The sequence below is a fragment of the Bacillus sp. 41-22 genome, from assembly GCF_025809295.1.
Classification (GTDB): Bacteria; Bacillota; Bacilli; order Bacillales; family Bacillaceae_G; genus Bacillus_A; species Bacillus_A mycoides.
The window spans coordinates 687,295-708,156 of the sequence record NZ_CP084035.1 but is presented as its reverse complement, the minus strand read 5'-3'; the positions used below and the strand labels follow the sequence as shown (position 1 = coordinate 708,156).

Genomic DNA, 20,862 nt, shown 5'->3' with positions numbered 1-20,862 from the left:
AGTTACTATATTTATTTGAAGGGAGAGAACGCAATGGAACATCATTCTTCTGTTCTATCACTTATGGTTGTCGTCGCAATCGCGTTTTTCGTTCCCCTTTTGTTACAGCGCTTTAAATTAAAAGCACTTCCTGTCGTTGTTGCAGAAATTATCGCAGGAATCTTTGTAGGTAAAAGTGGATTTAACATCATTGAGCCCGATATGTGGCTTCAAGTCTTATCAACACTAGGGTTTATCTTCCTAATGTTTTTAAGTGGTTTAGAAATTGACTTTTCGATCTTTAAACAAAAAGGGAAAAAGAATACGACAAACGAACCGAACACATTCCAAGCAGCAAGCATTATCTTCTTGTTTATTTTCATTTTATCTTATGCCCTATCATTAATATTCGTATGGCTAGGATTCGTAGACAATGCAATGTTCATGACTTTAATTATTTCAACTATTTCTTTAGGTGTTGTCGTACCAACATTGAAAGAAAATAACTTAGGAAAAACCGCAATCGGGCAAATCATTTTATTAGTCGCTGTTATTGCAGACTTAGTTACAATGATTTTACTCGCTATATTCGTCGGATTAAATTCCGAAAGTGGCCAAAGCATGTGGCTTCTACTTCTTCTATTCGGTGCTGGTATTGTAATTTACTTTGTCGCAAGACGGTTTAAAAATATTCCATACCTAGAAAGCTTAAAAGCCGGTAGTGTACAAATTGATACACGAGCTGTTTTTGCACTCATCTTAATATTAGTTGGATTATCTGAATCTGTTGGGGCAGAAAATATTTTGGGAGCCTTTTTAGCAGGTGTACTCGTATCTTTATTATCACCAAATGAAGATATGGTTGAAAAACTTGATTCCATCGGATATGGCTTCTTCATTCCTATTTTCTTCGTAATGGTTGGTGTAAATCTAGAAGTATGGTCTATTTTTAACGAGCCTTCTAGTATGCTAATGATCCCAATTCTAATTGTGGGACTCTTTATTTCAAAACTGTTGCCATCACTCGTCTTACGAAAATGGTACCCACGCAATATCGTACTCGGAAGTGCTATTTTGTTAACATCAACACTTTCTTTAGTTATTGCGGCTGCACAAATCGGTGAAAAGCTAGGCATCATTAGCCCAAGTTTATCAGCATCTCTTATTTTAAGTGCAGTTATTACTTGTATTTTTGCACCTATATTATTTAAAAAGATGTTTCCAAAAGTGGAAACACCAAAACCGAAAGTATCTATTATTGGTGCAAGCAGAATTACCCTTCCGTTATCACTTGATTTAAAACGTGAAGATTATGACGTAACACTATATATGATACGTCAAAATAAAATAAATGATGAGGAAGCGAAATCTCATGACTTCCCTATTGTAAAATTAGATGAGATTACTATTCAATCTTTAATGGAGCAACAAGCTTTCGAAGCAGACCGTGTTGTTGTTGCGACAAGTGATGATGAACAAAACTTATTATTAGCAGAACACGCAAAAGAATTAGGTGTTGAACACGTCATCGCAAGTGTAGAAGATCCCCTTCTACAAGAAAAAGCGACTCAAGAACATATCGCTGTATTCTCGACTATTAACTCTACACGTATTTTATTACGTGCACTTATTGATAAACCGAGTCTCGTTCGCTTGATTACAACAGCAAATGAAACGGTGCGTGAGGTTGAACTACGAAGTAATAAATATAACGGCTTAGCACTTCGTCGCCTTCCGTTTCTAGGTGATGTACTTGTCATTCAAATTTACCGTGGTAATAAAGCATTAATACCACATGGTGATACGAAGTTACAGCATGGCGATACTTTACTTGTAACGGGTTCAAAAGAACATATTGATACAATGAAAAACATATTAGAATAGAAAATGCCCCTCACATAAATGAGGGGCATTTTTTCAATTTCATATGGTAAAATGTTACTATCACATATTATGGGGATGAATCACATTATGTCTATTTCAACTTTAGCTCTCTTATTATTAGCAGAAGTACTCGTCGCCATTATTCTCATCGGTATTAGCATTGAAATTTGTAGTTATGGATGGAAAAAATCGAATGGAATTAAGTACTTTTGTCTCTTAATTTCACTCCTTCTCGGAACAGCTAGCATACTAGGACTTCTCGTTGCACCCGCATATTTCTTCTTACAACTTATAGAAAAAGGCTTATAAGAAAGGATGATATTATGATTACAGTGAAACATATTGATGCATCTGAAACATACTTATTACGTCAAAAGGTTTTGCGTCCCAATCAATCATTAGAAGATTGTAAATACGATTCAGATTACGAAACAGACGCCTTTCATTTAGGTGCATTTTTATATGATGAACTTGTTAGTATCGCCTCTTTCTCTAAAGAAATACATCCTGATTTACAAGCTGGTACCCACTATCGTCTACGAGAAATGGCAACATTACCTAATTTCCGAAACCAGCATGCTGGCAGCTCCTTAATCCGTAAAGCTGAACAAGTCCTCCAAGAACGCGAAGCAAATATTCTATGGTGTAATGCGCGGATTATTACAAACGATTAGGTTTCCATGAGCATGGTGAAATCTTCGAGATTGATCCAATAGGACTACATAAAGTAATGTATAAAGAAATATAAGAAAAGCTTTCTGCATATTGCAGAAAGCTTTTCTTATATTTCATTTTCACTTTTTATTTTTTTCATATATATGTATATAAACAAACTAGGAATTAAAAAGCAAACAAAGATAATAAGTCCTGTTATACTAATTTCCTTTATCGAAATACCTGGTGTTACAATGATACAAATAGCTAACAGTCCAATAACAATCCCTACTGGAATTAATAATAGTTTCATGAAATAACTACGCGATACTCCACCTGTATGCTCATACACTTCCACCGAATTTTTTAAGTTTAAAAAGTTAATAACTATTATCCCGCCCATAAATACCATTAATAAATCCGAAACACTTTCATACCCTGCCCCTTGCAAGACGTAACGGTAAAAAACAATGCCTAGTATGACGACATTTTGTAAGATGAAAGCCAATCTAATATGTTTTAATCCCTCAATCATTAAACGTTCATCTTTCACGATTTTCACCCTATCACTCCTTTTCCTCCCAAAACAAATCATTCAATGTTTTATCTACCGCATAACAAATTTTCAAACATAAATCTAAAGACGGGTTGTATTTCCCCTTCTCAATTAAACTAATCGTTTGCCTTGTAACACCTACTTTTTCTGCTAATTGTTGTTGTGTTAAATCTAACTGAACACGTGCGACTTTTATTTTACTTACAGCCATTCATGTTCCTCCTCTGCCTTTATTGTAACATATATATTCCATTAAGTAATTTATATTTTACGTAATTGATTTGTTTTTTTCACTTTATTATACACAAAAAAGGAGCCTCTCATAAGAAGCCCCCTTTCCTATCTCTATACTATAAGAATAAATGACATCCAAATAAAATTGTAAATAAATATAGTAACGGATGTACTTCCATCCCTTTCCCCTTCACAATTTTTAATACTGGATACACTAAAAATCCAATTGCAATTCCATTTGCAATACTAGACGTTAACGGAATACCAACGAAAATTAAAAATGCTGGTAATGCATCTTCAAATTCATTCCAATTAATATCACGAATGCTTTGTGCCATTAAACTACCTACAATAATTAATGAAGGAGCTGTAATAGCAGCTACACTTGATAAAGACGCGATAACAGGGCTGAAAAATGCCGTTATAATCGTTAGACCAACAACTACAATACCTGTTAATCCAGTTTTACCACCTGCAGCAATACCAGCTGACGATTCAATCGTTGCTGCTGTTGGGCTTGTTCCGAAGATAGAACCTGTCGTTCCGCCAATCGCATCTGCAATAAACGCTTTGCCAAAACGTTTCTCTGTATTATCTGTAATTAAACCAGCTTGTTTAATTAAACCGAGTAATGCACCTGTCGTATCAAATAAAAGTACAAGTAAAAATGAAAATACAACACCATATAATCCATACTGAATTACATCTGAAAAAGCATTGATTGGATTTGAAACGATAATACCCTCTGGTAAATGAGGCATCGCTACAATTTTATCCTCAAACTTCAGTTGCCCCGTAAAGAAGGCGATAATTCCTGTCACAATCATACTAATAAATAATGCACCACTCACACGTAATACCATTAATACTGCCGCTAAAATTAAACCAATTAAAGTTAAAATAACGGCTGGAGAATGAAAATCACCAATCGTAACTAAGTTAGATGGATGATCCACGATAATTCCAGATAGACGTAATCCAATAAAAGCAATAAATAGTCCAATTCCACCTGCAATTGCATGTTTTAAACTGTCAGGAATTGCGATAATTAGCTTTTGCCTAAATGAAGTGAAAGATAATAAAAGAAAAATGATACCTGTTACAAATACTGCCGAAAACGCAATGACATACGTAATCCCCTCTGCCTGTTGAACGACAGAATAAGCAAAATATGCATTCATCCCCATAGCTGGAGCAATAACAATTGGATAGTTAGCTAAAAACGCCATACATAGCGTCCCAATAACTGTCGCAATAATAGTTGCCGTAAACGCTTGATCAAATGGTACACCTGCATCAGATAATATTTTCGGATTGATGACAAGAATATACGCAAATGTAAAAAAAGTTGTGATGCCCGCTAAAAGCTCTCGCTTCACAGAAGTGTTATATTTTTGTAATTGAAACATGGCTATGTACCCTTCCTACACCTGAATTATTATCACACATTCTTTTCTTACTAGTATGTGAGAAAATATAATACTTAATCTTAACAATCAATAAAAAGAAGAGTCAATAAATTCTCTAATAGTGAGAATTTTAAGTTTAAGTCCGACAAGTTCAGATGTAGTACAGTTCATTTTGATTATTTTTGTAGCATAACAGATAGAAATGTTTTATAATTTGAAATAGTTAAATATTTAGGTAGCTCATTCTACAAGGGGGATTCTTCTTATGCAGCACACAAACAAATCTGGAACTTTAAATCGAGGTTTAAAAGAACGACATATTACTTTAATGTCACTCGGTTCGGCTATTGGCGTTGGGCTATTTTTAGGATCTGCTTCTGCTATTAAACTAGCTGGTCCTTCCATCTTACTAGGTTATATGATCGCTGGACTCGTTATTTTTTTCATTATGCGAGCGCTCGGAGAAATGGCAATTGAACAACCGGTTGCCGGCTCTTTTAGTAAATATGCTAATGATTATATCGGCCCACTTGCTGGCTATATTACTGGTTGGAACTACTGGTTCTTATGGGTTGTTACTTGTATGGCTGAAATTACGGCGGCTGGAATTTACATGCAGTACTGGTTCCCAGATATCCCGCGCTGGACTTGGGCACTACTCGCTCTATTATTAATGAGCGCTTTCAACTTCTTATCAGTAAAAGTATTTGGAGAACTTGAGTTTTGGTTTGCTCTCATTAAAATTGTCACAATTATCTGTATGATAGTGATTGGCTTTGGTATTATTCTATTCGGATTTGGAAATGGCGGCGTTGCAACTGGTATTTCAAATCTTTGGGAACATGGGGGCTGGTTCCCAAATGGCTTCTCTGGATTATTGCTTTCCTTACAAATGGTATTATTCGCTTATCTAGGCGTTGAACTAATTGGTGTTACAGCTGGTGAAGCTCAAAACCCGAAGAAAACACTCGCAAAAGCTATCGATAACGTATTTTGGAGAATCCTAATCTTTTACGTCGGGGCATTATTCGTTATGATGGCAATTTATCCATGGAACGAACTTGGCGAGAAAGGAAGTCCATTCGTATTAACATTCCAACAAATCGGCATTGCAAAAGCAGCAGGTATTATTAACTTTGTTGTATTAACAGCTGCACTTTCTTCTTGTAACGGTGGTTTATTTAGTACAGGGCGTATGCTATTTACACTAGCACAACAAAAGAAAGCACCTGAACGATTTGGACGTTTAAATAAAAATGGCATTCCAAGTCAAGGTATTATAGCAACTGCGATTGTTTTACTCGTTGGCGTTATATTAAACTATCTCGTTCCTGCAAAAGTGTTTACATGGCTAACTAGTATTTCAACTTTCGGGGCAATTTGGACTTGGGGTATAATATTAGTCGCTCAAATTAAATTCCGTAAAGGATTACCAACTGAGAAAAAAGACAAGCTAACGTATAAAATGCCTTTACATCCATTAAGCTCTTACTTCTCACTTGGCTTCCTCGCACTTGTACTAGGTATTATGGCGTATTCAGAAGATACACGAATTGCATTAATCATTGGCCCAATTTGGCTTATCGGCTTAGCTATCGTGTATTACATGAAAGGGTTTCATAAGATCGATGAAACACCTAATTCAAAAATTAGTTAAACAAGCTATCCCTTCCTTATTAATTGGAAGGGATTTTTTATTGCCTATATAAATATTTCTCAACAAAATTCACGGTATTTTTACAATTTTTTAATATTTTTTACGTTTTCTGTCTTTATTTTTTCAGAAAAATAAATTACATTATTAAAGCACATATATTTATTATTAGGGGGATTCTTCTATGAAGAATAAAAAATGGATTACATTTTCTTTAGCAACAGCAATTACACTTAGTATGGGGAGTTCGTTCATACCGTCTACTTATGCCGAAAGCTCTGTAGACCCAGCTCCTGAAATTGCTGCAAAGGTTGTAAATCAAAACAATGGGAAGAAAGTATTATTTGATAATACGCACGGTCAAACTGCTGGGACAGCTGACTGGGTTATTGATGGCGGCTTTTCTGATTTCGGAAACGGCATTGCCCAAAACGGATATCATGTAAAAGAACTTCGTAAATCAACACCTATTACATACGACGACTTAAAAAATTACAACGTGTTTATCGTTCCAGAGGCAAATATTCCTTACAAAAAATCTGAACAAGACGCAATGTTACAATACGTGAAAAATGGCGGCAGTATTTTCTTCATTGCCGATCATTATAATGCAGATCGTAATAAAAACCGCTGGGACTCCTCAGAAGTGTTCAATGGATATAGACGCGGGGCATGGGATAATCCAGCAAAGGGAATGTCTAATGAAGAAACAACTTCACAAGCTATGCAAGGAGTAGAAAGCTCTGATTGGCTATCCGATAATTTCGGTATTCGCTTCCGTTACAATGCACTTGGTGATGTTTCAGCTAAAAATATTGTCTCACCTGTGCAATCATTCGGAATTACAACTGGCGTTTCATCTGTAGCAATGCATGCCGGCTCTACCCTTGCGATTACAAATCCAAAACTAGCGAAAGGCCTTGTATATCTTCCAGAAAATCCATCAAAATGGAATAACGCTGTTGATAGCGGCGTTTATAACGGTGGTGGCGTTGCAGAGGGGCCTTATGCTGCTATTTCGAAAGTTGGTCTTGGAAAAGCTGCCTTTATTGGTGATTCTTCTCCTGTTGAAGATGCTTCGCCAAAATATGTTCGCGAAGACTCAGGTCAAACAAAGAAAACTTATGATGGTTATAAAGAAGAAAACGATGCTGTTCTATTAGAAAACATCGTGAATTGGTTAGCGAAACAAGAAACATTTACAAGCTTAGATCAAGTGAGTGGTTTACAGCTTGATGCACCTACAGCTCTACAAACATTTGAACAACCAAGTTTATCAACAGAACCACAACCAGAACCTTGGAGCGCACCAAGTCAAGGTTACCAGTGGTTCAATACAAATACTTTCAAACCAGGTTCATACGGCTATAACGGTGCAGTGACAACGAGTGATTACGTAATTACGCACCCTAGCATTCTACCAAACAATGAAGTGTTCCAAATGAAGATTCAAGTAAATAACTTATTACCAAATACAACGTACAATAATTATTCTTTAGGTATCTTCACAACTGGCGGAACACAGGTGGCAAAAGTTCAAAATACAAATGGCACTTGGCCATCTTCTTTCGGATATAGCAGTGCATTCTCTTTCATCACAAATAACCAAGGATCTGCTGAAAAAATTGTGAATGTACAACTTGATCCAAATACAACTGGACAAGCAACACTTCGTCTACGTCAAAATACGACAGCGAAATATAGTGAAACTGTAACGATTAATAAAAAATAATGAAAAAGGCAATCCGAATATGGATTGCCTTCTTTTCACTTCTCTTCTTTTGAGAAAAACATTCTTGAAATAACGATACCTATACTACCTACGATTAAGAATAACACCGCTCTAATCATCATCGACACCTCTGGTAGGTCGAGAAGGAATAACTTCCCTACTGTTACTACTAATACGACTAATCCAGCATATAATATTTCGTTCATCTGTCTATAACGGCCAAACCAAACTGCAAATAAAGCATATACCATCCATAATAATGATACAGATACGCTAATTATACTTCCATCTGTAGAAAGAACTTCACCGATCCTAGTAATTGTAATAAATACAATAACCATTAACGAGTAGAGCGCTATAGAATAAACATATTTACCTAAACTCGCTAACACTTCTTTTGCTTGTATCATGCAATAATAGAACGTTCCTATTAAAATAATATGAGCGACAAACCCTGCTGAAATGAACTCATCAAACGGGCTAAAAATCGTCTGTACCATTCCAATCGCATAAATCGTTGCACCTACATACAACTTAATATTTTGCTTTACTTTAATAGCAGTAACCATACCGAGGAAACCTTGTAACAATAATACGATCGCTGCATTCACCAAACTATACTCGTATAAAATCGCTAAACTAAATGATCCCATTGCAAAGCCAAATATTAGATTTGAAAATACAGAATGTTTATTCTTCCTATATTCAAGTACAAACATAACAGCATGCACAAATGCACTTATAACTAATCCCCACGTTGTAAATTCAGGAATTTGAGAAATGGCTAAAATAAAGAAAACTGCATTCGCACTAAATATCGCCAATCGTGCTTCTTGTATAAAACTTCTCTCCGAAAACATATGCCAAAATAATAGTAAATGAATTGCACCGTATACAACTGTTAACTGTACTTGCACATTCTCTACTAATATTGACATAACAACAAAGAAGACAAATAGGACAATTGCCGCAACAACATAAGAAATCATATACAAGTACTTATAAAGGTTTCTCAATGCATACCATAATAGGCTAATTGTTAATATCGTCTCATAACTAAAGAAAATATACGTATTAGGAGTCGTACTATTTAACAAGAAAGGAACAAAAAATGCTCCCACCGCCACGAAAATAGCGAGATATTCCGATCTATATCTTTTCGCTAAATAAATCCCTAAAACAACCCATATAATGTTGCAAACAAACGCAATACTTGCAGGAATAAACTCATATAAATAATGTGCCGCAAACGTTGTTAAAATAATTCCCGTAATACTTCCTCCAGCTAATACTAACCCTAACGCTTGCCGCTCTCTTTTAATTTGTATATCTCCTACGTAATACAAACCGGCAGATAGTACTATACCAAACACAACTCGTATCGCTGGTGTCAATAATCCGGCATCTACCCCTGCTTTGAATAACCAAATAACGCCAAGTAGCATAATACCGACAAATATGCGTGGTAACCACGTTTGACAAAACTTTATAATATTAAATGGTTCTGGTTTAAATGCAGATATATCTACTTGTTTCACCTCTGGCTCTTGCATGGACTTCCTCGTCTTAACTACATCTTCTTGTAACTTTTCATTACTTACCGCTTCAATATATTCTTTCTTTTCCTTATTAACATTTTGTTGAACTTTATCTACTTCTATTTTTCTTTGTTTCGCTTTCAATTCATAAAGTGCCTCTTGCATCGTTTCAATTGCCGTTTCGAGTGCTTCTATTTTCTTATTCAAATCCTCCTTCATACGCTCCCCCCTCATCATTCATGTAAAACCTATATATTACCAATTACCTTTATCATACTCTTAGTCTATTCATTTTCAATACTATTTTTCCCAAAAAAGAAAGGTGTTTTCCGAAATAGGAAAACACCTCTTACTTATTTATTCTTATTTATAGCAATACTAACAATTACACCGAGGCAGACACCTACAAATGCCGGAACAATCCAACCTACACCTTCTGAATAAAACGGAAGCATTTTTAGTAGTGGTGTCCATTTATTCATCAGTACACTTTTGTTTAAAATATCAATCGCACTAAATACCGCTACGAGTCCAATCGTTACCGAATATACGTATACATACTTTCCAATATACTTATGGAATAACCCTAAAATAATAAGCGTTAGTGCAACTGGATAAATAAATCCAAGAATCGGTACCGATACTTTTAAAATTTGCGTTAATCCTAAATTAGCTAAAACCATACTAACAAAACTTAATATAAATGCCCAAACTTTATAAGATACTTTCGGAAATACACTTGCGAAAAATTGACTACAAGACGTAACAAGTCCGATGGAAACGCATAGACAAGCGACAGTAAAAATAAGACCTAATAAAACTAACCCACCTTGTCCAAATAATGTAGTCATAACTTGTGCTAACACTTTCGCACCGTTATCAAATGTACCCAATGAACCACTAATTGAACCAACATATCCAAGAATGACATAAATAATAGTTAGTAATAGTCCTGCTCCAATACCAGCAATACTCATATATTTCGCTAAACCTTTATCATCCGCTACACCTTTTGCACGCAGAGCATTTGCAATAACAATCCCAAATATTAAAGCTGCTAACGCATCCATCGTTAAATATCCATCTAAAAATCCTTGGAACATAGGAGCTTGTCCATAATTTCCTGCAGGCTCTTTCACACCGCCTACTGATGTAAACATACTTTTTATAAATATAATAGCAATCATACATAATAATAAAGGCGTTAACACCTTTCCAAACAAGCCCATTAATTTAGACGGTGATAAACTTAACCAGTAAACAATACTAAAGAAAATAGCCGTGTACAATAACAAAACTACGCTACCCGCTTCTGGGAACAACTGACCTGGTCCCATTTCAAAAGCTAAACTTCCTGCACGTGGTATACCAAGACCTGGTCCAATAAATAAGTACACAATACACGGAAAAATAATTGCAAATGAAGAATGAACCCTGCCCGCTAACGTTTGAAAACTCCCTGCTTTCGCAATAGCGATAACACCTAATATAGGAAGCCCTGTTGCTGATATAATAAAACCTAACAATGCAATCCATACATGTTCTCCTGCTTCATATCCAAGGAAAGGTGGAAATATAAGATTTCCGGCCCCAAAGAACATAGAGAATAACATAAGACTAATAAGCAAAATTTCTTTTTTCTGTAACAATTTCATTTCTTTCTCCTTCTTCAATTTCACCTTACATGAAATCAATTCCACAAATAAAAAAATGCGGTAATCCGCTTCCTTACAAAGAAAACATAGTCCATAGTCTATCACAAAAGAAACACCCATTCTATAGCTATTTCCCTTTTCAAATTTCTTCTGAAAAATCAACCTTTATTGACTTATAATAGTTAATAAGGTAAAATATTAATCATACAATACTATTAACTTTGTTTTTTGCTTGTGTCAGGAGGAAAATATTATGGAATCAGCGATACAACTAGAAAGAGAACAACAAAGAAAAAAGAAACATCCTCCAGGTTTATACTTACTCTTCTTTACAGAAATGTGGGAAAGATTTAGTTACTATGGATTACGAGGATTATTAACATTATATTTAACAACAGCTTTAGTAAGTGGTGGTCTTGGGTTTAGTCCCGCTTGGGCACTCTCTATTTACGGATTTTATACTGGTGCTTGTTATTTCACACCATTGATCGGTGGATACTTAACGGACCGTTTTCTAGGCAAACGAAAAGCCATCACAATTGGTGGTATAACAATGGCAATCGGTAACCTTACACTATTTGCCTTGCAAAACCAAGTCGGTCTATACCTCGGATTAGCGCTTATTATTATCGGTAATGGATTCTTCAAACCGAATATCTCTACACTTGTTGGAGAATTATACGAAGAAAATGATCCAAAACGTGATAGTGCATTTACAATTTTCTATATGGGTATTAACGTCGGTTCATTTTTAGCTCCACTCGTTTGCGGATTTTTATCAGAAAATTTATTCAAAACAACAGTAGATGGCGTTGCTCATTTCGGATTCCGTTACGGTTTCTTAGCCGCTTCAATCGGAATGATCATTGGACAAATTTTATTTACAACACTATCAAATCGCTTCCTTGGTGATATCGGTAAAAAACCAACTCGCGATTTGCAAACGGATGCTGGACAACAAACAATAGGAAATACACCGTTAACAAAAAAAGAAAAACAACGTACAACAGTTATCGTCATTTTAACATGCTTTGTTGTCTTCTTCTGGGCTGGATTTGAACAAGCTGGTAGTTCGTTAACATTATATACAAACAAATTTGTAGACCGCTCTGTGTTCGGATGGGAAGTTCCAACATCTTGGTTCCAATCGGTCAATCCGTTATTTATTATTTTACTTGCACCAGCTATTTCAGCATTATGGGCGAAACTGGCAACTAGAAAAAATGGTGACATGAAAATCCCAACAAAAATGGGACTTGGTATGATCTTACTCGGTATCGGTTATATTGTTCTTGTTATCGCTACATTAAAAACAGGCAGTGACGAACATAACATTACAGAAAAAGCAAACTTACTATTTATCGTCTTTACGTATCTTTTCCATACGTTAGGTGAGCTATTCTTATCACCTGTCGGGCTATCAATGGTTAGTGCTCTCGCTCCAGTAAAACTAGCCTCTTTATTAATGGGCGTATGGTTAGCAAGCTCAGGTATTGCTAATATTTTAGGCGGACAGCTTGCAAGCTTCACAACTTCACTTGGATATGCTGAAGTATTCACAGTTATTGGCGCTGTGGCGATCGTTTTAGGTTGTGTTTTATTATCAATTTCTAAGAAATTAGTGAAATGGATGGATTAAAAAAAGATGAGGAAAATTCCTCATCTTTTTTTACGCTTTCTTTCCCTTTTCTATTGCTTGTTCATACAAGCCTTTATGTTCTTTATATTCACTTGGCACGAAACTCTTATAGAAGAACGAAAGCCAGCTGTCTCCTTTTTTATATCCTTCTTCTCGAATTTCCGCTGCCTTTTTATTTGATTTAAATCCTTCAGTAAACCATTTCTTTAATGTTTCATTCTTTTCATACTTAGCAGGAACTTTTAAGTCGTAGTTTTCAAATGCATATGTATATCCAGCTTTTTCCGCTGCCTTTTTAGCAGCCTTATATCCCTTTTCATACGCGGTTTCATATACTTTCACATATGTATCCTTTTCAGTATTTCCAGGTTTCTTTTCAGCTAATTCTTTACCAGCCTTTTCACCAAGTTCCGCTTGTTCTTTTTCAATCTTTTCGGTTCTCTCTTTATTACCTACTTGGAAACCTTCTGCAAAGTTCACCTTAAACTCAGGAGTAATTTGACTATCGTCCATTGCTTCTTGTGTTAACCCTTGCTCTTTACCTTTTTCAAAATGTGCTTTTTTCTGTTCTTCTAAAGACCACGTCGCAGCATACGCAGTTGTGAATGCTTGTTTATATGCGTCTGACTTTCCAGCTACATGTCCTTCTGCATTATTCTTTCCTGCTTTAAAATCTGTCTCTCCACTTTTTTGACCTTCAGCTTGTCCCTTTTCAGCCTCAGCTTTACGCTGCGCTTCCTCTGCCTTACGTGCTTCTTCTGCTTTGCGTTGTTCTTCTGCAGCACGCTGTCTCTCTTCCTCTACTTTGCGCTGTTCTTCTGCAGCACGTTGTCTCTCTTCTTCTGCTTTACGTTGTTCTTCTGCAGCTCTTTGTTTCTCTGCCTCAGCCTTACGCTGTGCTTCTGCTTGTTTCTCTGCTTCTACAGCACCATTATTATTTTGACTAGGCGCAGGACTCGTTGTACCACTATTAGAAGCTGGTTTATTGTGATAATGATATTCCCCGTACTGCAATCCCCATTTTTCACAATTTGTACGACACGTATGTCCACCATTAGCATCTGTACGTCCTGGATGTGCATAAGCAGAAATTGGCGCTACCAATAACGCTACACTTGTTGTTAAAAGAAGTTTTTTTACTTGCTGTTTCACTTTTGTTCCTCCCAAAATCTAGAATCATTACTTTATTATATAAAAATAGAAAAATATTTAAATACCAACTGAAATATTCTTTTATTTCTCAACATTGGATAAAAAAAGAAGGTTCACTCTTTAAAGAGTGAACCTTCTTTTTTCTTTATTTCTTAGCCTTTGTTCCTACTAAATCACCCGTAATAACAAAACGCTTAGAATTATCCTTAACAGATACACATGTAATAAGTGTTATCTCATCTTTCCCATGATCCTCTACAACTTCCCATTTATCAGGAGTCACTTCAGATACACCGGTAACAGTATACTCATACTCATTTGCATTGTCATACAAATAAATTTTATCGTTCTTCTTTAAAGTTGATACATCACTAAATAAAACACCTTTTTTTGACATATTATGCCCTGCAAGTGCATAATTCCCTTGTCCCATTACTTGATTTTCTCTTACAGTTGCCGCACCTGATAATAAATTCTTTTCAGTCGACGCTTTTAAAACAGGAAGTTCTAATGAGATGCTCGGAATTGAAATACGACCGATTACTTGTTTTTTATCTAACGATGCACTCGCTACTTCTGCCAAGTCTGGTTGATTAATTTTTGAAGCATCTACAAATTCTGTATCATGCTTTTCATATTCCATCTTTTGAACAGCTTGTACATTCGCTGTCTGCTTCTTCTCTGCATTATATCCATCATAAAATGGCTTTCCGATTAATACACCACCTACAACAAATAGAAGGATTGCTACTATACTATAAATTCTTTGCTTATTCATATACAATTCCTTTCCGTTACAAAATCTTACTCTATATAAAATGATAAGATAATATTGCTGTATGTACAAGTGTAAGCTGAAAAGAAACCTTCTTGCTTATGCAAGAAGGTTTCTTTTAAACTAACTTATTTCTGTATAGGGATACGTGAAAGACCGTCATTTGAATAAAGAAAATAGAGAATATAATATACAGTGGGTACCCAGGAAGATAGTCATTAATAATAGGCGAAAAAGTTAAAAACCCGACTGCACAAGGTAACACATACCATAACGAAACAAAAGTTGTTCGACAGGCTTTATCCGTAATCGCTTTTTCACGTTCATCTTCTAGTGGAAATAATAATGGATACATCCAAAAAGATAAATTCTTGTATTTTTTCTTTTGAATTCTATAAAAAATTGTAACTATAATAGCTCCAATAAATAATAAAATGAATGGTGCTCCATTAAACCATACTTCAAATGGGAACTTCTCGTTTTTAATTATATCTGCTAACTCTGTAATAACACTATAAAATTCAACAAATGTCCAGCAGGCTAGCGCAGTATAAAGCACGTTTACGATATAAGAAACCCCAATTCTATTCATCCTCTTCCCCCTCCTTATTTAAAACAAATACATCTTCCATCTTTAACTCGAATACATCACAAATCGTCAATGCTAGTAATAATGAAGGAACGTAATCCCCTTTTTCAATTGCTGCAATTGTTTGTCTCGTCACTCCGACTTTTTCCGCTAATACACTTTGTGTAAAATTAAAACGAGCTCTTAATTCCTTCACTCTATTTAAAATGGTAAAATTTACCACCTCTCACTATTATTGTATGATATCCTTAACAAAATGTAAACTCAACTTAACATTATTTTTATAAAAAAATCCAACTTTACGTTTTGTAAAGTTGGATTACGTTTTAGTTTAAAATTGTAACTTTAACACTTCTTCTGCCCCAATTATTAGCTGTAGCTGAATCTGGCATTAATAAATCAATTATATGACCTTTAATCGCACTACCAGTATCTCCAGCAATCGCCGTACCATAATTTTCCACATATACAGTAGAACCTAATGGAATCACAGCTGGATCTACAGCAATTAGTTTCATGTTTGGATTTGCAGTCAAATTATGTCCTAACTTAGACTTTACAATTTCACCCGGTTTATAGCCATTTTCAGATGGATCAGCTGTATAAGCAGTTGCTGTTACATAAAATTCTTTTCCACCTTGAGCTGGTTTTGGATCCGGCTTAGTTGGTGTTGTATCTTTAGCTACAGGCTCTGCCGGCTTAGCTGCCTGTTCTTCTTTTTGCTTAGCTGCTGCTGCCTTCGCTTTTGCCAACTCTTCTTGCTCAGCCTTTGCAGCTGCTTCAGCTTTTGCGCGCTCTTCTGCTGCAATTCTTGCTGCTTCTTGTTCACGAGCAATTGTTTCTTGTACTGCTTTCATATTTGCTTCAACTTTTGCTTTCTCTTCCGCTGCTAAATTAAGTTGGCTTGCAATCTGATTATATTTAGCTTGAACTGTTTGTAAGTTATCTTGACGTTTTTTCAAGTTATCTTGCAAATCCGCTTGTGCTTTTGCTAATTTTTGCTTATCTACTACTAAAGATGCTTCTTTTTCGTCAATTGCTTTTTTATCTTCTTCAATTTGACGAAGATCTTGTTCTTGTAGACGTAAAATTTCTTTATCTGCTTCTAGAATAGTAGTAACTGCGTTCATACGTTGTATGAAATCTGCAAAGTTTTTTGATTCTACAACAACTTCTACTACTAAACTCGTATTTGAGCTATTTTGAACAGAAACCATACGTTTTTTCATAATATCCTTACGAGCAAGGACTTTATCTTCTAAAACGATAATATCTGCTTTTTTTTGTTCAATCTGCTTATGTGTTTCATCGATTTTACGTTGAATAGCAGCTTGATCCTCTTTATTTTTTGCAATTGTATTATTTAAATTATGTAGTTCATTTTCGATACCTTGAATTTCTTTACTAACAGCTTGCTTCTCTTGCTCTTTCTTCTGCATATCTGCATCGTTTTGCTGCAATTGCTGTTGCATGTTGTTAAGTTTCTCGTCGTTTGACTCTGCTTTTACAGCGACTGTACTAGAAAGAACGATAATTCCTGCTAATACTAGACTACTGATTCGCTTAAAATAGTTCATAATCCGACTCCCTTCTTATACAGTTATACATGATTTATTTTACAGTTTGTTTACAGAACCATTAAATACAGTTTATTTTTCATGACAAAAAAAGAGAATTGTGAACAAAATGTAATAGATTCTTAAATATTTAACAATTCCTATATTTAAAAATTATAAAAGATGCTAAAATCCAAATATAGAGAAATTAAAAATCCTAAAGGCGGTTGAATTAAATAAAATGTTTACTCAAAAGAAATCACTCCAACATAAAATTGATCAACTAGAAACTCATATACATGAACTAGAAGCAGAATTAAAACAAAAAGATGTGGAAAAACAAGAAATTATATCTTCTATCCATAATCGTGTAAAAAGCGTTATGCAAGAGCACGAACTTGTAAATAGCCAACATCATACACTCCAAAACTTAATTCAACAATTGAACGCATGCTTTGAAAATGTTTCTACGCGTACTACACATTCCAACGAATTAAATAACGAAATGCTACAAAAAGAGCAAAACTTAATTCAATCTATTGAAGAAATTATCGATTGCTCTAATGAAGGAAAAGAATCCGTTCATCGCTTACTCATTGTAATTAATAGATTAGGTGAACAATCTCAACGTACTTCTAATAGTATGAATCATTTAAGCGAACGCTCTAAAGAAATTGAACAAATTGTAGAAGTGATTCAAAACATTGCAGCACAAACAAATTTACTAGCGTTGAATGCAAGTATTGAAGCTGCACGTGCTGGAGAACACGGTAAAGGATTTGCTGTTGTTGCTAATGAAGTAAGAAAACTAGCTGAAAGTACAGCTGAAAGTACAAAAAACATCGGTAACTTAACGAAAAAAATTCAAGAAGAAATTGAAAAAGCATACGATAACACAAAAGATAATTTGCATTTAGTTGATGAAGGTGTAGAAATGAGCGCCGATACTAACGCTAGAATTGAAAATATTTTAATAATGATTCAAACATTACAAAGTGGCGCTACAAATGTTATTAAAGCTATCGAAAACCAAAAATCTTGTAATGATGATATATTACGAGAATTTGCAAATACACAGCAAATGTTCCAAAAATTAAATACTACTATTATGAATCATATTCATGATGCTGAAAAAGTCGATGTTCAATTATCAAAAAGTCTTCAAGAAGCAGTAGCTTCTCATTAATAATAAAAATCCCTTATACCGGTATAAGGGATTTTTATTATATTTCGAATATTTATTTCTTCTCAATATTCATCCTCTCTTTTGCTATAATGGAAAAGTTGTTTCTTTCGACTAATAAACAAGGAGGTTATTATGGAACAATTTTACTACATTTTAAAATATTTAATTCTTGGTCTGTTCCAAGGGCTAACAGAGCCAATTCCGATTTCTTCAAGCGGTCACCTCGTTTTAGCACAGCATTTGCTAGGACTAAAAATAGAAGGGTTTAGCTTTGAGCTACTTGTTAATTCAGCTTCATTATTAGCTGTATTACTTATTTATAGAAATGATTTAATTCGTCTAACAAAGAATGGTCTATCTTATATATTCACAAGAGCAGAAGATGCAAAATCAGATTTCTTCTTTATTATTTACCTTGTTATTGCAACCATTCCAGCAGGTGTAATTGGAGTTTTATTTAAAGATTATATCGACCACTATTTAAAAGGTGTTAAAATGGTTGGGATTTCCCTTCTTATTACTGCTATCGGCCTTTGGATTATTCGAAACTTGCGTGGACGTAAAAATGATGGCGACCTTTCTATGAAAGATGCAATCATTATTGGTCTAGCACAAGCTTGCGCACTAATTCCTGGTATAAGCAGATCAGGTGCTACAATCGTGGCAGCAATGTTACTTGGTATGAAGCAAGAAACAGCTCTTCGCTTCTCATTCTTACTATACATTCCTGTTAGCTTAGGTGGTTTATTGTTAAGTATTACAGACATTGCAAACGATCCAAATTTAGATACATTATTTGTACCTTATATTGTTGCTTTCATCGCAACATTTGTCATGACATATATTTCATTAAAATGGTTTATGAACATTATGGCAAAAGGAAATTTAAAATACTTCTCTTTCTACTGTATTATCGTAGGTGTGCTAACTATCATTTTCTTATAAAATGAAACTTTAATCAGTGGGGGTTTTGTTCATCCCTCCTGATTATTAGCCCTCACCAATCGGGCTTTTACCGACAGCAGGGCTCCCACCTAACTTCTTTGCTCCACCTGAATTTTGAGGTGGGAGTTTTACTGCCCACAAATAGCGGGATAAAAAACCACTTACTGCCCTCATACAGTAAGTGGTTTTTCCTTATGCATAAACTTTCTTTTCCTGACAATACAAGCGAATAGCATGTGAATTTTTTTGAAATAAATCATGTGTTAAGCGAATAATAATAAAATTTCGTTTTGTATTATCATCATGAACAAAAATCTGTTCCCCCTCTTGAAAACGCCATGTGCTTTCAAAAGTTGTAATATGATCCCCGCTTACCGAAAAAAGCTCATATTGCATATCTAGTACCCTCTCTCAACTTATATAATCACAATATCCTTATATTAGATTTAGTATAACTTAATTCCGATAAAATTTGTAATTCTTTCTATTTCGAAATATTTTAACTTTGTTTTAAACTCCTTTTAGCGCTATAATGATAAACGAATTTTCATTGAAAGGAGCTTCATTTTGACTGCATATTTATTTCCAGTAAAAACAGCTTTTATTTTATTTCCTATTTTAGCAATGTTTCTCTTAATTCCTTTTTTAATATTTAATTATCGAAAATACGGTTATTTAAATAAATGGCGCTCATTTATTTTATACTCATTATTACTCTACTTATTAAATGCCTATTTTCTTGTTATTTTGCCATTACCACAAACGTATGATACTTGTAGCCTACAACCGGCTAATACACAGCACATGCAACTCTCACCATTTTATTTCATACAAGAGATTAGTAATCATACATCGGCAATTTTAACGAAACCTACTACTTATTTCTTGTTATTAAAAGAATCTGCATTTTTACAAGTTGCTTTTAACGTTCTATTAACCGTTCCATTCGGTATTTACTTACGTTATTATTTCCGACGTAGTTTCTTACAGACTATTTGTATTTCTTTTTGTCTTTCACTATTTTTCGAGCTAACACAAGTGACTGGACTATATGGTATTTATAATTGTGCATATCGCTTATTTGATATCGATGATTTGTTTTTAAATACACTAGGTGGCGTAATTGGTTTTATCATTGCACCAATATTTACGTACTTCCTTCCGAAAGCAAACGAGTTAGATAGTCGTATTGATTTGGAAACGAAACCAGTCGGATTCGTTCGTCGCCTTATCGCGATGCAAATTGATTGGATTTTCTTATCTATCGTTGTACCTGTCATTAAAAACAAAGGAAATTCTTTCTTCATTTCTAATATCCAATCTTACACAAATGTATACGAACTCCTTTTCATTACATGTTCAATCTTAATTTACTTTATTATCATCCCATATTTTACAAATGGAAGAACAATAGGGAAAGCGTTGCTTCGCATTTACATTAAAGGACAAGCAGAGCGTATTACACTAAAAGAATTATTCATTCGTTACGGTATATTCTATTTCATTTTAGGTGGAATCAATTACATTCTTTCTAGTAGCTCTATTTTAAATCATACAGAGCCTTTAGTATTACTAGTTATACTGTTATTCCAATTTGTAATTAACGGGCTATTTATTATTCATGTTTTATTACATGTATTTAGCAGTGATAAATTACTATTTTACGAGCGTATTAGTCATACAAGAAATGCAATTACACTTAAAAAAGCTGACAAATACTAATTT

The 20,862-nt window shown here is 34.6% G+C and carries 18 protein-coding genes and 2 pseudogenes; 9 read left to right on the top strand and 11 right to left on the bottom strand.

The window, feature by feature from the left end; all coding sequences use genetic code 11:
* Positions 1-33 precede the first annotated feature (33 nt).
* The 3 genes and pseudogenes from LCF45_RS03525 (at position 34) to LCF45_RS03515 (ending at position 2,611) form a co-directional block, all read left to right on the top strand.
* Positions 34-1,863, top strand: a complete 1,830-nt coding sequence (locus LCF45_RS03525; RefSeq protein WP_002169140.1) for a monovalent cation:proton antiporter family protein — start codon at positions 34-36, stop codon at positions 1,861-1,863.
* A gap of 18 nt (positions 1,864-1,881) precedes the next feature.
* Positions 1,882-2,172 (top strand): DUF4022 family protein, encoded by a 291-nt coding sequence (locus LCF45_RS03520; protein WP_002090894.1) that lies wholly within the window; start codon positions 1,882-1,884, stop codon positions 2,170-2,172.
* 14 nt (positions 2,173-2,186) lie between these two features.
* Positions 2,187-2,611 (top strand): annotated as a pseudogene (locus tag LCF45_RS03515) (GNAT family N-acetyltransferase).
* 33 nt (positions 2,612-2,644) lie between these two features.
* Here LCF45_RS03515 and LCF45_RS03510 read toward each other — a convergent pair.
* The 3 genes from LCF45_RS03510 to LCF45_RS03500 form a co-directional block, all read right to left on the bottom strand.
* Positions 2,645-3,079 carry a hypothetical protein gene (locus LCF45_RS03510; RefSeq protein WP_002125294.1) on the bottom strand — a complete coding sequence of 145 codons (435 nt, stop codon included), beginning with the start codon at positions 3,077-3,079 and terminating at the stop codon, positions 2,645-2,647.
* A 4-nt stretch (positions 3,080-3,083) separates the two neighbouring features.
* A complete protein-coding gene (locus LCF45_RS03505) occupies positions 3,084-3,284 on the bottom strand; it encodes a helix-turn-helix transcriptional regulator (protein WP_000301182.1) in 201 nt (66 codons plus the stop codon).
* A 139-nt stretch (positions 3,285-3,423) separates the two neighbouring features.
* Positions 3,424-4,716 (bottom strand): NCS2 family permease, encoded by a 1,293-nt coding sequence (locus LCF45_RS03500; RefSeq protein ID WP_002010534.1) that lies wholly within the window; start codon positions 4,714-4,716, stop codon positions 3,424-3,426.
* A gap of 265 nt (positions 4,717-4,981) precedes the next feature.
* On the opposite strand from LCF45_RS03500, the gene LCF45_RS03495 reads away from it, so the two are divergent.
* Together LCF45_RS03495 and LCF45_RS03490 are read left to right on the top strand one after the other, a co-directional pair.
* Positions 4,982-6,373 carry an amino acid permease gene (locus LCF45_RS03495; protein ID WP_002125290.1) on the top strand — a complete coding sequence of 464 codons (1,392 nt, stop codon included), beginning with the start codon at positions 4,982-4,984 and terminating at the stop codon, positions 6,371-6,373.
* A gap of 181 nt (positions 6,374-6,554) precedes the next feature.
* Positions 6,555-8,102: a hypothetical protein gene (locus tag LCF45_RS03490; RefSeq protein ID WP_002169142.1), complete on the top strand. Its 1,548-nt coding sequence runs from the start codon at positions 6,555-6,557 to the stop codon at positions 8,100-8,102.
* Between the two features lie 35 nt (positions 8,103-8,137).
* On the opposite strand, the gene LCF45_RS03485 is transcribed toward LCF45_RS03490, so the two are convergent.
* On the bottom strand, positions 8,138-9,859 hold the full coding sequence (locus LCF45_RS03485) for a DUF2339 domain-containing protein (RefSeq protein WP_078203677.1): 1,722 nt from the start codon (positions 9,857-9,859) through the stop codon (positions 8,138-8,140).
* A gap of 134 nt (positions 9,860-9,993) precedes the next feature.
* Positions 9,994-11,295: a branched-chain amino acid transport system II carrier protein BrnQ1 gene (brnQ1, locus tag LCF45_RS03480; protein ID WP_404468342.1), complete on the bottom strand. Its 1,302-nt coding sequence runs from the start codon at positions 11,293-11,295 to the stop codon at positions 9,994-9,996.
* 253 nt (positions 11,296-11,548) lie between these two features.
* Here brnQ1 and LCF45_RS03475 point away from each other — a divergent pair, with 253 nt between their 5' ends.
* Positions 11,549-12,934: a peptide MFS transporter gene (locus LCF45_RS03475; protein ID WP_002090906.1), complete on the top strand. Its 1,386-nt coding sequence runs from the start codon at positions 11,549-11,551 to the stop codon at positions 12,932-12,934.
* 30 nt (positions 12,935-12,964) lie between these two features.
* On the opposite strand, the gene LCF45_RS03470 is transcribed toward LCF45_RS03475, so the two are convergent.
* The 5 genes from LCF45_RS03470 to LCF45_RS03450 form a co-directional block, all read right to left on the bottom strand.
* Positions 12,965-14,086, bottom strand: coding sequence for a YHYH domain-containing protein (locus LCF45_RS03470; RefSeq protein WP_002186972.1), 1,122 nt, complete (start codon positions 14,084-14,086; stop codon positions 12,965-12,967).
* A gap of 145 nt (positions 14,087-14,231) precedes the next feature.
* Positions 14,232-14,864 carry a class A sortase gene (locus LCF45_RS03465; RefSeq protein ID WP_002186970.1) on the bottom strand — a complete coding sequence of 211 codons (633 nt, stop codon included), beginning with the start codon at positions 14,862-14,864 and terminating at the stop codon, positions 14,232-14,234.
* Between the two features lie 115 nt (positions 14,865-14,979).
* A complete protein-coding gene (locus tag LCF45_RS03460; protein ID WP_002090909.1) occupies positions 14,980-15,453 on the bottom strand; it encodes a DUF2178 domain-containing protein in 474 nt (157 codons plus the stop codon).
* Entirely contained in the window at positions 15,446-15,673 is a 228-nt protein-coding gene (locus tag LCF45_RS03455) for a helix-turn-helix transcriptional regulator (RefSeq protein WP_098218877.1), read from the bottom strand. The genes LCF45_RS03460 and LCF45_RS03455 overlap by 8 nt, the downstream gene beginning before the upstream one ends.
* Positions 15,674-15,776: 103 nt before the next feature.
* The gene (locus LCF45_RS03450) at positions 15,777-17,027 is read right to left on the bottom strand and encodes a 3D domain-containing protein (RefSeq protein WP_002186966.1); all 1,251 of its coding nucleotides are present in this window, start codon (positions 17,025-17,027) and stop codon (positions 15,777-15,779) included.
* A 661-nt stretch (positions 17,028-17,688) separates the two neighbouring features.
* Here LCF45_RS03450 and LCF45_RS27110 point away from each other — a divergent pair.
* Positions 17,689-18,192: pseudogene (locus tag LCF45_RS27110) on the top strand (methyl-accepting chemotaxis protein); the annotation flags it as partial.
* Positions 18,193-18,324: 132 nt separating this feature from the next.
* A complete protein-coding gene (locus LCF45_RS03440; protein WP_002010553.1) occupies positions 18,325-19,137 on the top strand; it encodes an undecaprenyl-diphosphate phosphatase in 813 nt (270 codons plus the stop codon).
* A 192-nt stretch (positions 19,138-19,329) separates the two neighbouring features.
* On the opposite strand, the gene LCF45_RS03435 is transcribed toward LCF45_RS03440, so the two are convergent.
* A complete protein-coding gene (locus tag LCF45_RS03435; protein ID WP_002125270.1) occupies positions 19,330-19,533 on the bottom strand; it encodes a hypothetical protein in 204 nt (67 codons plus the stop codon).
* Positions 19,534-19,704: 171 nt separating this feature from the next.
* Between LCF45_RS03435 and LCF45_RS03430 the strand changes: the two genes are divergently transcribed.
* Positions 19,705-20,859, top strand: coding sequence for a VanZ family protein (locus LCF45_RS03430; protein ID WP_002188324.1), 1,155 nt, complete (start codon positions 19,705-19,707; stop codon positions 20,857-20,859).
* Positions 20,860-20,862 lie beyond the last annotated feature (3 nt).

Bases quoted from the DNA above. Each gene is read 5' to 3' on its own strand.
- LCF45_RS03525 (WP_002169140.1), top strand. From the start codon at position 34: ATGGAACATCATTCTTCTGTTCTATCACTTATGGTTGTCGTCGCAATC.
- LCF45_RS03520 (WP_002090894.1), top strand. From the start codon at position 1,882: ATGAGGGGCATTTTTTCAATTTCATATGGTAAAATGTTACTATCACAT.
- LCF45_RS03505 (WP_000301182.1), bottom strand. From the start codon at position 3,284: ATGGCTGTAAGTAAAATAAAAGTCGCACGTGTTCAGTTAGATTTAACA.
- LCF45_RS03500 (WP_002010534.1), bottom strand. From the start codon at position 4,716: ATGTTTCAATTACAAAAATATAACACTTCTGTGAAGCGAGAGCTTTTA.
- LCF45_RS03495 (WP_002125290.1), top strand. From the start codon at position 4,982: ATGCAGCACACAAACAAATCTGGAACTTTAAATCGAGGTTTAAAAGAA.
- LCF45_RS03490 (WP_002169142.1), top strand. From the start codon at position 6,555: ATGAAGAATAAAAAATGGATTACATTTTCTTTAGCAACAGCAATTACA.
- LCF45_RS03485 (WP_078203677.1), bottom strand. From the start codon at position 9,859: ATGAAGGAGGATTTGAATAAGAAAATAGAAGCACTCGAAACGGCAATT.
- brnQ1 (WP_404468342.1), bottom strand. From the start codon at position 11,295: ATGAAATTGTTACAGAAAAAAGAAATTTTGCTTATTAGTCTTATGTTA.
- LCF45_RS03475 (WP_002090906.1), top strand. From the start codon at position 11,549: ATGGAATCAGCGATACAACTAGAAAGAGAACAACAAAGAAAAAAGAAA.
- LCF45_RS03465 (WP_002186970.1), bottom strand. From the start codon at position 14,864: ATGAATAAGCAAAGAATTTATAGTATAGTAGCAATCCTTCTATTTGTT.
- LCF45_RS03460 (WP_002090909.1), bottom strand. From the start codon at position 15,453: ATGAATAGAATTGGGGTTTCTTATATCGTAAACGTGCTTTATACTGCG.
- LCF45_RS03450 (WP_002186966.1), bottom strand. From the start codon at position 17,027: ATGAACTATTTTAAGCGAATCAGTAGTCTAGTATTAGCAGGAATTATC.
- LCF45_RS03440 (WP_002010553.1), top strand. From the start codon at position 18,325: ATGGAACAATTTTACTACATTTTAAAATATTTAATTCTTGGTCTGTTC.
- LCF45_RS03435 (WP_002125270.1), bottom strand. From the start codon at position 19,533: ATGCAATATGAGCTTTTTTCGGTAAGCGGGGATCATATTACAACTTTT.